Annotated in this window: 12 protein-coding genes; 4 read left to right on the top strand and 8 right to left on the bottom strand. The window is 37.7% G+C overall.

Translation table 11 applies throughout. From position 1 onward, the window contains the following. Window positions 1–48 precede the first annotated feature (48 nt). The 3 genes from Q0017_RS11550 to mobC (Q0017_RS11540) form a co-directional block, all read right to left on the bottom strand. Complete coding sequence (locus Q0017_RS11550) at window positions 49–306, bottom strand: hypothetical protein (RefSeq protein ID WP_298146910.1); 258 nt, start codon at window positions 304–306, stop codon at window positions 49–51. A gap of 70 nt (window positions 307–376) precedes the next feature. Next, the gene (locus Q0017_RS11545) at window positions 377–2,383 is read right to left on the bottom strand and encodes a hypothetical protein (RefSeq protein WP_298146907.1); all 2,007 of its coding nucleotides are present in this window, start codon (window positions 2,381–2,383) and stop codon (window positions 377–379) included. A gap of 11 nt (window positions 2,384–2,394) precedes the next feature. Further along, a complete protein-coding gene (gene mobC, locus Q0017_RS11540; RefSeq protein ID WP_298146905.1) occupies window positions 2,395–2,844 on the bottom strand; it encodes a plasmid mobilization relaxosome protein MobC in 450 nt (149 codons plus the stop codon). A gap of 450 nt (window positions 2,845–3,294) precedes the next feature. Between mobC (Q0017_RS11540) and repM (Q0017_RS11535) the strand changes: the two genes are divergently transcribed. The 3 genes from repM (Q0017_RS11535) to Q0017_RS11525 all read left to right on the top strand — a co-directional run bounded on the left by repM (Q0017_RS11535) (window position 3,295) and on the right by Q0017_RS11525 (window position 7,101). Then, window positions 3,295–4,218: a replication initiation protein RepM gene (gene repM, locus Q0017_RS11535; RefSeq protein WP_298146924.1), complete on the top strand. Its 924-nt coding sequence runs from the start codon at window positions 3,295–3,297 to the stop codon at window positions 4,216–4,218. Window positions 4,219–4,729: 511 nt separating this feature from the next. Then, entirely contained in the window at window positions 4,730–6,160 is a 1,431-nt protein-coding gene (locus Q0017_RS11530; protein ID WP_298146922.1) for an N-6 DNA methylase, read from the top strand. Then, window positions 6,157–7,101: a BsuBI/PstI family type II restriction endonuclease gene (locus tag Q0017_RS11525; protein ID WP_298146918.1), complete on the top strand. Its 945-nt coding sequence runs from the start codon at window positions 6,157–6,159 to the stop codon at window positions 7,099–7,101. Before Q0017_RS11530 ends, Q0017_RS11525 begins: the two co-directional genes overlap by 4 nt. Before the next feature lie 80 nt (window positions 7,102–7,181). Here the strand turns inward: Q0017_RS11525 and Q0017_RS11520 are convergent, their stop codons facing one another. The 5 genes from Q0017_RS11520 to mobC (Q0017_RS11500) all read right to left on the bottom strand — a co-directional run bounded on the left by Q0017_RS11520 (window position 7,182) and on the right by mobC (Q0017_RS11500) (window position 12,318). After that, window positions 7,182–7,388 (bottom strand): hypothetical protein, encoded by a 207-nt coding sequence (locus Q0017_RS11520; RefSeq protein WP_298146915.1) that lies wholly within the window; start codon window positions 7,386–7,388, stop codon window positions 7,182–7,184. Between the two features lie 4 nt (window positions 7,389–7,392). After that, the gene (locus Q0017_RS11515) at window positions 7,393–9,177 is read right to left on the bottom strand and encodes a DEAD/DEAH box helicase family protein (protein ID WP_298146913.1); all 1,785 of its coding nucleotides are present in this window, start codon (window positions 9,175–9,177) and stop codon (window positions 7,393–7,395) included. Window positions 9,178–9,522: 345 nt separating this feature from the next. Next, window positions 9,523–9,780 (bottom strand): hypothetical protein, encoded by a 258-nt coding sequence (locus Q0017_RS11510; protein WP_298146910.1) that lies wholly within the window; start codon window positions 9,778–9,780, stop codon window positions 9,523–9,525. Window positions 9,781–9,850: 70 nt separating this feature from the next. Continuing rightward, window positions 9,851–11,857, bottom strand: coding sequence for a hypothetical protein (locus tag Q0017_RS11505; RefSeq protein ID WP_298146907.1), 2,007 nt, complete (start codon window positions 11,855–11,857; stop codon window positions 9,851–9,853). A gap of 11 nt (window positions 11,858–11,868) precedes the next feature. Beyond that, entirely contained in the window at window positions 11,869–12,318 is a 450-nt protein-coding gene (gene mobC / locus Q0017_RS11500) for a plasmid mobilization relaxosome protein MobC (RefSeq protein ID WP_298146905.1), read from the bottom strand. A 450-nt stretch (window positions 12,319–12,768) separates the two neighbouring features. On the opposite strand from mobC (Q0017_RS11500), the gene repM (Q0017_RS11495) reads away from it, so the two are divergent. Then, window positions 12,769–13,692 (top strand): replication initiation protein RepM, encoded by a 924-nt coding sequence (repM, locus tag Q0017_RS11495; RefSeq protein ID WP_298146902.1) that lies wholly within the window; start codon window positions 12,769–12,771, stop codon window positions 13,690–13,692. The last annotated feature ends 34 nt before the right edge of the window (window positions 13,693–13,726 follow it).

Genomic DNA, 13,726 nt, shown 5'->3' with positions numbered 1-13,726 from the left:
ACAACCGCATACGAAAAAGGCCCAACAGGATGTTGGGCCTTTTTTTATCTAGGGAATCGTATGCCAAAGCTTGAGTGGAGACGCTTGGCGATTAGGATCGCTCTCAAATCCAGCTATTAGGTCGCTTAACGGTGAACCACTTTCCCAAAAAATGCTATACAGCATAATCAGTTGCTGTGCATACTCCAGGTCTTTTTCATCTTCATATTGAATGAATAAAGAGATCTTCTTTTTATTACGTTCAAATAAAAAAACAAAAACCGTTTTTTCATTCTGATCATGTCCTAAGAATTTATCTCTTTTCATTTACTTACCCTTTTTATCAATGTGCCTATATTACTCAAAATACAAAATTAAAGGGTTAAATTGAATGAAGTTAGAACCCTGGCCCATCATAATCCCGATCCACTTGGCGCTTTCGTTCTCTTATCTTGTCTTCACTAAAGTCTCGAGCGTTTCTAATGCGTTGACTAATTGCTGCATAAGTTTCTGCTGTTGCTGTTGAGTCGCTTGGACTTCTTGAAGTAGCACTGTAGGTTGCTCTAGTAATTCGCTCACTTTCTGTTCTGCGTCCTTGGCACTCTCGAGACCATTCATTATATTGCTTCGGAACTTTCCATTGATAAACGTAACCACTTCCTGAGCTTCGCTCTTCAACTGATTGATGTGCTGTTGGGTGGTTTCTACGAGCAAGCTCTTGTTCTGTTCGAATTGCTTCTCTAAGTCTATTAACTTGTTGTTCACGAGCTCTTGTTGCTTCAAGGAGCTGTTGGCTAGTTTGATGAAGTCGTTGATACACTCGTCCAATTTTTGAGTCTGTGCCAAGCGCTCGGATCTCATTAACTGCACTTCGTATGCCATGGCTTTGACTTGATGATTGAACTGATCTTTGTAAGCTTCCATCATCTTTTGGAATTGTGCTTCTTGCTCTGTCTTTAACTGTTGGAGCAGATTCTTGTCTTCTAATAAAGCGTTGAGTGTATCCATCAATTAAATTTTCCAAAGTAGCGTAATGAAGATCAGGAACAATGCTCCGCCCCCTATCATCATGCTGTAGGTCAAGTAGTTTTCGTTTTGTTGATTCCACGCTTTGGCTTCGTTCGTCTTGTCGTGAATATCTGCTAGGAACTCGTTGTTGTGCTTGGTAAAGGTCATCAGACTCTTGAGCTGCTGATCCTGTGTGTTGAGACGCTCCTCGAATGCTTGGATCTGCTGCTTCAGCTGTTTGTTCTCTTCCTGAATGAGTTCGCTGCGCTGATTGATCAGCGTGATATGCTCGGCCGTCTGTCGATACAAGCTCGCCAAGCGCTCTTGTGTTTCGATCATTTGCTCGCTCAGGCTGTTCGCATCCTGCTTCCATTCGCTGCCCATGTCCTCGAACTGGCGTCGATAGTGTGCTGATGTCTCGGTCATAGTACGCAGTGTTTTGTTCAATTCGTCTATGCCGACTTGCGCTAAGGCGTTCTCTAAGTTCTGCAAGATTGGTGTCAAAGAAGCGTTCAACTTGTCTTGCGCCTCGGTGAAGTTGTCCTGTTGCAGTTTCTTGCTCTGCTCGAGCTGTTGCAATAATTTGAGCTTTAAGTGTTCGGCTTCGTTGTTCATCAAATTCTTCTTCAAAAATCTGCCCACGCAAGCGTAGGGCTTTGTCAAATGCAGGAGAGGTAAAGGAGATATAACTTGGTCGGTCGCCATGTGCTTTAACGCTACGTACACCACCAAATTGGCTTAAGAATTTTTTAACGTCATCATGCTTTTGAATCGCCCCACGAGCAAATTCAGCGTTCACAGATTCAATCAGCAATGACTTCAGTTCAAGCTGCTCTTTTTGAGTATTCTTAATGGGTTTGGCTTCGGTCAAAGTGGCAATACGTTGTTGACGTTCAACACGGCTAATTTTATAGATCTGTTTACGCAGTGGATCTTGGGGATCACTCCAATTGTATTTGTAGTTCAGATAATCTCGAACACAGTTAAAATCATATTCGTGTCCAGGTGGGGCAGGGTTGTAAGCAAGACCGGTCTTAAGATCTGTTCGAAGCATCAAGACATGCACATGTTTGCTGCCGTCTTGTTCTTCATGCAATACCGCCAAAGCACTTCTACGTTGTTCATCTAAACCTGCAAAAGCAGTCGCATAGAACTCGTCTAAAGTCTCACGGATCTGTTCTGCTGAGGGTTGATCTTGGACTGTCCAAGAGAGTACCGCAGAGGTGTATTTGTGCTTAGTTTCAAGATTGTCTCCAACGATACGCACCCATGCACTATCCCCATCGAGAATTTTAACCCCATGCCGTAATTCGTCTTTGCTATCACGATCAGCAATCAAATAATCAATCGCTTTGCTGACCTTGCCTGTGCCCCGACTAAGGAATTTGATCAGCATTTTTAACCCCTTTACCCACTCACTAAATCTTTCAGATGGTTGTCCATTTGTTTTAACACTTGAATCAGTTCAAGCAACTCGAGTGTTTGACCATTGAGATTGGCTGTATTCAGTGCTTTGGCGATCTGATTTAAGTTATTCCCCATCTGAGCAACATGCCTTAAGAGGATTGGATCAACGTAGCTTGGTTTTTTAAAGGTACGTTCGCTTCGTTTAAAGAGGTGGGTGTCCTCTGTTTTTTGGATAGGTTGATCTAAATGCAAACTTTGTGAAACCAAGTAACGGATATAGTTCGACTTGTTCAGTTTTTTCTTCTCGGCCTCAACTTCAATACGTTCTAATTCTTCACTGTTAAAACGTACAGTGATGCTCTTGCTCCGATTACTGAGTGCTTTTTTCCTCTTAGCTTCTTGAATCTCAAGCTGTTTTTCAGAAGTTAGATCATTCGATTCTATTGGCATAGGCATCACATGTTGAGTCGTGGTGGGGGTTCCAAGGGGTGAAACCCTTTGGCAAGGTCTGAGGATTAGAAAAGGGTATCCAGTAGGATAACATTTTGTAAGACATCAGTAACCTTGCTTTAATTTTTACTGTTTTCACTTAAATATAGCTTAAATCTAATTTCATGTCCTTAATTTGATACGTGGAAATCTAAAATTTCATTCAATTAAAAAAAAGAAAAAATGCTTTTAATTAATTTTAAATGCTTTTAATGCTTTTAGACAGCCTGAAAGCATTTAATAGCAAGGGTTTCAGGCTTTATTATCCTAGGTTTACCTTGCAATACTCCTAGGTTTACCTTGCAATATTCCTAGGTTTACCTTGCAATATTCCTAGGTTTACCTTGCATAGTCCTAGTGAATATTTTATAAAGGAATAACTAGGGGGGGAAATAACTAGGAATATCCATAATGAAGGCGCTTATAGTCAAAGATAATGCTCTAATTAATGCTAGCTATAATTTAGATCTGGTAGAGCAACGATTAATTCTTTTAGCCATAATTGAGGCAAGAGAAAGTGGTAAAGGGATAAATGCTAATGATCCTCTAACTGTTCATGCAGAAAGTTATGTCAGCCAATTTGGTGTTCATCGTAATACTGCTTATCAAGCTTTGAAAGATGCGTGTAATAGCCTCTTTGCTCGTCAGTTCAGTTATCAAGAATTATCTGAAAAAGGGAACATCATCAATAAGAAGAGTCGTTGGGTAAGTGAAATCGGTTATATAGATAATGAAGCCGTTGTACAGCTAATATTCGCACCAGCAATTGTGCCTTTTATAACTAGATTAGAAAAAAATTTTACACAATATGAGATGGAACAAATTAGTAACTTAAGCAGTGCTTATGCTATTCGTTTGTACGAACTCTTAATTTCATGGCGTAGCACAGGAAAAACACCAGTGATTGAACTTGCTGAATTTAGAGCTAAGCTTGGTGTATTAGAGGATGAGTACCTCCGTTCAGATAATTTAAAAAAGTGGGTGATAGAAAATCCTATACAATTAATTAATCAACATACTGATATTACTGTGAAATATTTACAGCATAAAAAAGGGCGTTCTATTACTGGATTTTCATTTACTTTTAAACAAAAAGAAAAATCTATTAACAACTCTTCTGATCAAAATATATCAAGTGTGTTTTACAAACTTACAGAAAAGCAGTTAGACATGTTTAGCAGTAAATTAGCTGACTTACCTGCTGTACAGGCTATGGCGTACGTAGGAGAGGATATGAAGCCATTTGTGGCACGTTTACGTACAATGCTAATGGATGCAGAGCAACAAAAAGTATTGCTGCCATACCTCAAAGAAGTGGGTTATACAACTCCTTAAGTATGAGGGATTGACTACTCAGACATAGGCTAGTCGACAAACGAAAGAGTAAGTTCATTAAAAGCTGTGAAAAGGAGATTTTTTAATCGTTTTTTGACGAGTATATTCGACCAAGATTATTTAATTTTTATGAACAAAAACATGGAACATTGATTATTAAATAATCGTGGAACGGTCTCATTCACGTAAAAAGCCCAACTGCTTAGAATTGGGCTTTTTAAAAATTCTTAAGTTGTTGAATTTTATCAACTAATAAAACCGATTTCGTATAAGCGGTATTATGTTAATTTTAGAAGAATTTAAAAATGATGAAATTAGAAATCATCTTTCTCGTAGTTTTAATTCTAGCTATTTTATGTGGCATACAATGGATGTTTCATGGCTTTCCAACAGGAAGCTGAATGATGAATTTTATAGCATTTAAACCCTAATAAAACTGCTATCAAAAATAAGCGTCCTTTTACGTTTATACTTGCGATAATTTTGTTTCACTAGGTCAGCAATACGAATCATGAATCTTATGACGATCGAGCACATAAGAAAGACTACGAATGCTAAGCTAAATCCCAAGAAAAAATCTGAACTTGGGCAATTCATGACGCCTAGTGTTATTGCTGAATATATGGCAAGCCTTTTCGACGATCATAAAAAAGAAATAAAACTTCTAGACTGTGGAGCAGGTATAGGTTCATTAACTATTTCCGCTGCAAAAAAGCTTAAGAATATTAATCTAGTGGATCTATGGGAAATTGATCCCATCATGCAAGAACAATTAGAAATTAACATGCATGCTATGAATCTTAATTTTTCTATTTATGCTCAAGACTTCATTTTAGGAGCTGTTGAGAATATCTCTTCGGATAAGGGAGAGCGATACACTCATGCCATTATTAATCCTCCATATAAAAAAATTAATAGCAATTCAGAGCATCGGAGAGAGTTGAGAAAAGTTGGAATTGAAACCGTTAATCTTTATTCAGCATTTGTTGCACTAACAATTCAACTCATGGAACAAGATGGGCAAATTGTAGCGATTATTCCAAGATCATTTTGTAATGGTCCTTATTACAAGCCATTCAGAGAATTGGTTTTGAAGGAGTGTGCTATAGAGCATATTCATATCTTTGAAAGTAGAGACATGGCTTTTAAAGATGATGATGTCTTACAAGAAAATATCATCATTAAACTGACTAAGGGTAAACAGCAGTCAGACGTTCAGATTTCTCAATCTAATGACCAGACCTTCCGTGACTACCAAAGCAAAATAGTTCCTTTTGTTGAGGTCATTAAACCTAATGATCCAGAACTATTTATCCGCATTGCTACGAACGGGCAACCTCAAGATGAAAATAATACGTTTTTTGCCGTTTCATTAAATGAATTGGGAATCTCTGTAAGCACAGGACCAATTGTGTCTCACAGAATGAAAGAGTTCTTGGAGCAATCTCCTCAAGATGGAGCTGTTCCATTATTTTACCCACATCATTTCGTAGATAGGCAGCTTCAATATCCGAAAGAGCATAAGAAACCAAATGCTATTAGGGTTACACCAGATTCACAGAAATGGCTGCTACCGAATAATGGCTTTTACGTGATTGTCAGACGATTCAGCTCTAAAGAAGAAAAACGACGGATTGTCGCTAATGTCATAGATCCTAATCTAATTGATAAAAAATGGATCGGCTTTGATAACTGCTGGAATGTATTCCATGTAAAAAAACAGGGCTTTGACTATGAAACAGCAATGGGATTGGCTTGTTTTCTGAATAGTAGCTTATTAGACAGCTATTTCCGTATTTTCTCAGGTCATACCCAAGTAAATGCAACGGATCTCAGAAACATGAAATATCCGGCCCTTCAGAATTTGCAGCTTTTAGGCAAAAAATACGACATAAAAATGAATCAAAAACAGATTGATAACCTTCTAGGGGAGATTAAGTGAATAATCAAGATACAAAGCTGCAGCAAGCATACGATATCCTTGTCCAATTAGGCATGCCGCGCCAACAACTTAATGAACGTACTGCTCTCTGTCTACTCTGTTTACTTGATATGACACCTGAAAAATCATGGAATCAGGCAAGTAACCCATTAGTAGGTATTACGCCTATCATGAATTGGTCACGCGAGCACTATCAAAGAGAATACGCTCCAAATACACGAGAGACATTCCGTCGACAATCGATGCACCAGTTTATAGAAGCAGGAATTTGTCTTTATAACCCTGATAAGCCTGACAGGCCCGTTAATAGCCCCAAAGCTGTATACCAAATTGAATCTAATTTGCTTCAAGTTCTTCGAACTTATGGAACAGAGCAATATGCAATCATGCTACAAAATTACCTGCAGCAAAGACAAACTCTTACTCAAATGTATGCACGAGAGCGTGACATGCATATGATTCCATTAGAATTAACAGATGGCCAGACTATTGTACTTTCAGCAGGTGACCATTCTCAGCTCATCAAGGATATTGTCACCGATTTTGGTGCTCGATATGTTCCTGGAGGAACATTAGTTTATGCAGGTGATACAGGTAATAAACATGGATTCTTTGATGTTGATCTACTAGCATCTTTAGGTGTGCAACTAGACAACCACGGGAAATTACCAGATGTTGTTATCTACAATTCTGAGAAAAATTGGCTATTTTTAATTGAAGCTGTCACCAGTCATGGACCCGTAGACCATAAAAGATATGGGGAATTAAATATATTATTCCAAAATTGTACAGCAGGATTGGTTTTTGTTTCAGCCTTTCCTGATACAAAAACGTATGTGAAATATAGTGGTGTCATCGCATGGGAAACAGAAGTTTGGATGGCTGATAATCCATCTCACATGATCCACTTCAACGGCTCAAGATTTATGGGACCTTATTAAAAAATGGGAGCCTATTGCTCCCATTTTTTAATAATGGTCTGTTATATTAATTTTTAAAAATATAAAAGATGCATAGAGTTTTATATATCATCTATTAAGCCATTAATTTTTAATAAACCACTTTTCAAGATGGTTTCAGCACATTGCATACAATAATGGCTTTCACTACGACCTTCTTTAATCTTAAGACGTCTATCACCTTTTGCGATAATATGCTTTACATTTCTTTTGCACTTATGAGATTGAAGGGCGATATCCCAAGTAATATTTTTTACAATACTTTTCATATCATCATTTTTTCTCTTCTAAAATAATATGTTCTGCAATCTGCTCAATTGAACTTATAGCTAATTCTATCTGCTCAATAGTCATTTCATTTCTCATATTTTTTTCAATACCAATTAGCGCATTAATTTTTTGATCTAATTTTGACTTTAAGAAAACAAAATTACTTACTAGATAGCTTTTATCTAAGTTTTTTGCTTCAGCATTCAAACCTAAAGTAAACAATATGTATCCTACTTTATTTTTGATCAGAGCATCTAATAGCGTTCTTTTTGCTTGTCTTTGTTGAACTTTAGTAGGCTTAATATTTTGAAGAATTTCCTCATCGGGATTATAACTCTCGGGAATTACCCCTTTAGCTTTCAAAAGCTCTAATGCTTTAATTGATTCATCATCTAAAAGATATGATGTTTTAATCTTCACATTCGTTTGAGCAATAACATTTATTTCTTCTTTTTCAATGTTGATATATGAACCATCATTATTACCCTCACCATTTGTGACTGGAATATATTCTGTAGGTAAAAGTGATTCAAAATACTGCTGATCTGCTGCACTAAATTCCTTGAAATCATTCCATCTTGGGATGATATTCCCACCCGCATGATAAACAATAACACCATGATTTAAAATGCTATTTGGATTATTCTGTTCAATAACTCGCATCACTCGTCCAATAAACTGAACAAATGGAGATAAGTTCCCAAATATACTAAAGACTGCTGCAACAGAGAGATAGGGATGGTCAAATCCTTCACCTAATTTTCTAACTTGAACAATTACATCAAGTTCATGACTCTCAAGTTTTTTATAAACTTTTGCATTATGTTTAGTGTCTTCTAGGGAATGAACAAAATCTGCCTTCAATCCCTTTGCTTTATAAGCTGCAACTATTTGCTTGCAATGAGTATAGTTAAGAGCTGATGCAATAATTTTTAATTTATTACAGTCTGTTTCTTTCCTCATTTTATAAAGCTGATAGATTGATGCATCTACAATCGTATTTAAAGTTTCTGTTGAGGTAATAATTGATTTTCTAAATTTCGAATCTTCTTCACCCAGTTTAATAACTTCTTCTAGAGAAACTTCCTGTTCTTTTCCATCATCTCTAACAAATTTTAGATTTTCGGGATTTAGCTGAACAGCCTTCAATGACTTTACGTAACCTGCTTTTATAGCTTCTTGAACAGAATATGAATAAATTATATCTCCTGCCATTTTACGCCCATCTGCACGTAAAGGTGTGGCACTAAAATTTACAATATTTGCTTGAGGAAAGTGATCTTTCAAATTCTGCCATGTTTCCGCAACATTATGATGTGCTTCATCAAATATGATCAAATCAAAGAAATCAGACTCTAAATTGTTAAGCCATCTATTATCATCACCTTGAAGTTGCTGAATATTAGTTACAACCACATCTGCTTCAATTAGATCTGCTTTGTTAACAGTTTTCCCTCTAATTTCAGCAGGTTCAGGAAAGTCATCAATTAACACTTCACATTTTTTATAAAATGTATCTGGTCTAGAATACGTAAAATCTTTATAGAGCTGCTCTGCAATAGCTAAATTCGGGGCTATAACCAAAGCCCTTTTTGCCTTTAACGCAAATGGAGTTAGACCAATGGCTCCTGATTTACCGCATCCAACAGGAAGTACAATACCAACTTCTCTTTCAAATGAAGGTTTGCTGAAATGCGATAAAATATTTTTATAAGATTCTATTTGCGGTTCTCTGATTTTACTATTTTGTAAAATATTAGGTGTTAATAATGAAAATTGATTAGCCATGCTTCCCTCTACTAAATTTTTTATCTGAATTAAGTGAGGGTTTTTCTATAAATTTAAAGTAAATTACTAAAAAAACAATATTTTTTCTAAATTTATATTTTTTATTTAACATAAAATCTCATATACGAAATTGGCTCTGTAAGCTTGAGCGTACACGTATTGGAGTAGATCGCCCCTATCTTAGAGCTAAGGACTCAACTATTCTGAGTACATCAGGAACAGGAAGTTCCAGAACAAAAAACAATAATGATAAGTTCTAAAACACGGAAGATAGGTACGACAGGAGTTATACCTCACACAACCGCATACGAAAAAGGCCCAACAGGATGTTGGGCCTTTTTTTATCTAGGGAATCGTATGCCAAAGCTTGAGTGGAGACGCTTGGCGATTAGGATCGCTCTCAAATCCAGCTATTAGGTCGCTTAACGGTGAACCACTTTCCCAAAAAATGCTATACAGCATAATCAGTTGCTGTGCATACTCCAGGTCTTTTTCATCTTCATATTGAATGAATAAAGAGATCTTCTTTTTATTACGTTCAAATAAAAAAACAAAAACCGTTTTTTCATTCTGATCATGTCCTAAGAATTTATCTCTTTTCATTTACTTACCCTTTTTATCAATGTGCCTATATTACTCAAAATACAAAATTAAAGGGTTAAATTGAATGAAGTTAGAACCCTGGCCCATCATAATCCCGATCCACTTGGCGCTTTCGTTCTCTTATCTTGTCTTCACTAAAGTCTCGAGCGTTTCTAATGCGTTGACTAATTGCTGCATAAGTTTCTGCTGTTGCTGTTGAGTCGCTTGGACTTCTTGAAGTAGCACTGTAGGTTGCTCTAGTAATTCGCTCACTTTCTGTTCTGCGTCCTTGGCACTCTCGAGACCATTCATTATATTGCTTCGGAACTTTCCATTGATAAACGTAACCACTTCCTGAGCTTCGCTCTTCAACTGATTGATGTGCTGTTGGGTGGTTTCTACGAGCAAGCTCTTGTTCTGTTCGAATTGCTTCTCTAAGTCTATTAACTTGTTGTTCACGAGCTCTTGTTGCTTCAAGGAGCTGTTGGCTAGTTTGATGAAGTCGTTGATACACTCGTCCAATTTTTGAGTCTGTGCCAAGCGCTCGGATCTCATTAACTGCACTTCGTATGCCATGGCTTTGACTTGATGATTGAACTGATCTTTGTAAGCTTCCATCATCTTTTGGAATTGTGCTTCTTGCTCTGTCTTTAACTGTTGGAGCAGATTCTTGTCTTCTAATAAAGCGTTGAGTGTATCCATCAATTAAATTTTCCAAAGTAGCGTAATGAAGATCAGGAACAATGCTCCGCCCCCTATCATCATGCTGTAGGTCAAGTAGTTTTCGTTTTGTTGATTCCACGCTTTGGCTTCGTTCGTCTTGTCGTGAATATCTGCTAGGAACTCGTTGTTGTGCTTGGTAAAGGTCATCAGACTCTTGAGCTGCTGATCCTGTGTGTTGAGACGCTCCTCGAATGCTTGGATCTGCTGCTTCAGCTGTTTGTTCTCTTCCTGAATGAGTTCGCTGCGCTGATTGATCAGCGTGATATGCTCGGCCGTCTGTCGATACAAGCTCGCCAAGCGCTCTTGTGTTTCGATCATTTGCTCGCTCAGGCTGTTCGCATCCTGCTTCCATTCGCTGCCCATGTCCTCGAACTGGCGTCGATAGTGTGCTGATGTCTCGGTCATAGTACGCAGTGTTTTGTTCAATTCGTCTATGCCGACTTGCGCTAAGGCGTTCTCTAAGTTCTGCAAGATTGGTGTCAAAGAAGCGTTCAACTTGTCTTGCGCCTCGGTGAAGTTGTCCTGTTGCAGTTTCTTGCTCTGCTCGAGCTGTTGCAATAATTTGAGCTTTAAGTGTTCGGCTTCGTTGTTCATCAAATTCTTCTTCAAAAATCTGCCCACGCAAGCGTAGGGCTTTGTCAAATGCAGGAGAGGTAAAGGAGATATAACTTGGTCGGTCGCCATGTGCTTTAACGCTACGTACACCACCAAATTGGCTTAAGAATTTTTTAACGTCATCATGCTTTTGAATCGCCCCACGAGCAAATTCAGCGTTCACAGATTCAATCAGCAATGACTTCAGTTCAAGCTGCTCTTTTTGAGTATTCTTAATGGGTTTGGCTTCGGTCAAAGTGGCAATACGTTGTTGACGTTCAACACGGCTAATTTTATAGATCTGTTTACGCAGTGGATCTTGGGGATCACTCCAATTGTATTTGTAGTTCAGATAATCTCGAACACAGTTAAAATCATATTCGTGTCCAGGTGGGGCAGGGTTGTAAGCAAGACCGGTCTTAAGATCTGTTCGAAGCATCAAGACATGCACATGTTTGCTGCCGTCTTGTTCTTCATGCAATACCGCCAAAGCACTTCTACGTTGTTCATCTAAACCTGCAAAAGCAGTCGCATAGAACTCGTCTAAAGTCTCACGGATCTGTTCTGCTGAGGGTTGATCTTGGACTGTCCAAGAGAGTACCGCAGAGGTGTATTTGTGCTTAGTTTCAAGATTGTCTCCAACGATACGCACCCATGCACTATCCCCATCGAGAATTTTAACCCCATGCCGTAATTCGTCTTTGCTATCACGATCAGCAATCAAATAATCAATCGCTTTGCTGACCTTGCCTGTGCCCCGACTAAGGAATTTGATCAGCATTTTTAACCCCTTTACCCACTCACTAAATCTTTCAGATGGTTGTCCATTTGTTTTAACACTTGAATCAGTTCAAGCAACTCGAGTGTTTGACCATTGAGATTGGCTGTATTCAGTGCTTTGGCGATCTGATTTAAGTTATTCCCCATCTGAGCAACATGCCTTAAGAGGATTGGATCAACGTAGCTTGGTTTTTTAAAGGTACGTTCGCTTCGTTTAAAGAGGTGGGTGTCCTCTGTTTTTTGGATAGGTTGATCTAAATGCAAACTTTGTGAAACCAAGTAACGGATATAGTTCGACTTGTTCAGTTTTTTCTTCTCGGCCTCAACTTCAATACGTTCTAATTCTTCACTGTTAAAACGTACAGTGATGCTCTTGCTCCGATTACTGAGTGCTTTTTTCCTCTTAGCTTCTTGAATCTCAAGCTGTTTTTCAGAAGTTAGATCATTCGATTCTATTGGCATAGGCATCACATGTTGAGTCGTGGTGGGGGTTCCAAGGGGTGAAACCCTTTGGCAAGGTCTGAGGATTAGAAAAGGGTATCCAGTAGGATAACATTTTGTAAGACATCAGTAACCTTGCTTTAATTTTTACTGTTTTCACTTAAATATAGCTTAAATCTAATTTCATGTCCTTAATTTGATACGTGGAAATCTAAAATTTCATTCAATTAAAAAAAAGAAAAAATGCTTTTAATTAATTTTAAATGCTTTTAATGCTTTTAGACAGCCTGAAAGCATTTAATAGCAAGGGTTTCAGGCTTTATTATCCTAGGTTTACCTTGCAATACTCCTAGGTTTACCTTGCAATATTCCTAGGTTTACCTTGCAATATTCCTAGGTTTACCTTGCATAGTCCTAGTGAATATTTTATAAAGGAATAACTAGGGGGGGAAATAACTAGGAATATCCATAATGAAGGCGCTTATAGTCAAAGATAATGCTCTAATTAATGCTAGCTATAATTTAGATCTGGTAGAGCAACGATTAATTCTTTTAGCCATAATTGAGGCAAGAGAAAGTGGTAAAGGGATAAATGCTAATGATCCTCTAACTGTTCATGCAGAAAGTTATGTCAGCCAATTTGGTGTTCATCGTAATACTGCTTATCAAGCTTTGAAAGATGCGTGTAATAGCCTCTTTGCTCGTCAGTTCAGTTATCAAGAATTATCTGAAAAAGGGAACATCATCAATAAGAAGAGTCGTTGGGTAAGTGAAATCGGTTATATAGATAATGAAGCCGTTGTACAGCTAATATTCGCACCAGCAATTGTGCCTTTTATAACTAGATTAGAAAAAAATTTTACACAATATGAGATGGAACAAATTAGTAACTTAAGCAGTGCTTATGCTATTCGTTTGTACGAACTCTTAATTTCATGGCGTAGCACAGGAAAAACACCAGTGATTGAACTTGCTGAATTTAGAGCTAAGCTTGGTGTATTAGAGGATGAGTACCTCCGTTCAGATAATTTAAAAAAGTGGGTGATAGAAAATCCTATACAATTAATTAATCAACATACTGATATTACTGTGAAATATTTACAGCATAAAAAAGGGCGTTCTATTACTGGATTTTCATTTACTTTTAAACAAAAAGAAAAATCTATTAACAACTCTTCTGATCAAAATATATCAAGTGTGTTTTACAAACTTACAGAAAAGCAGTTAGACATGTTTAGCAGTAAATTAGCTGACTTACCTGCTGTACAGGCTATGGCGTACGTAGGAGAGGATATGAAGCCATTTGTGGCACGTTTACGTTCGATGCTGATGGACGCAGAGCAACAGAAAGTATTGCTGCCATACCTCAAAGAAGTGGGTTATACAGCTGCCTAAGTATGAGGGATTGACTACTCAGACATAGGCTACT

It is taken from the genome of uncultured Acinetobacter sp. (assembly GCF_947624825.1).
Lineage (GTDB): Bacteria > Pseudomonadota > Gammaproteobacteria > Pseudomonadales > Moraxellaceae > Acinetobacter.
Note: the sequence above shows the minus strand (reverse complement) of the source record. Positions and strands in the feature narration are given on the sequence as shown.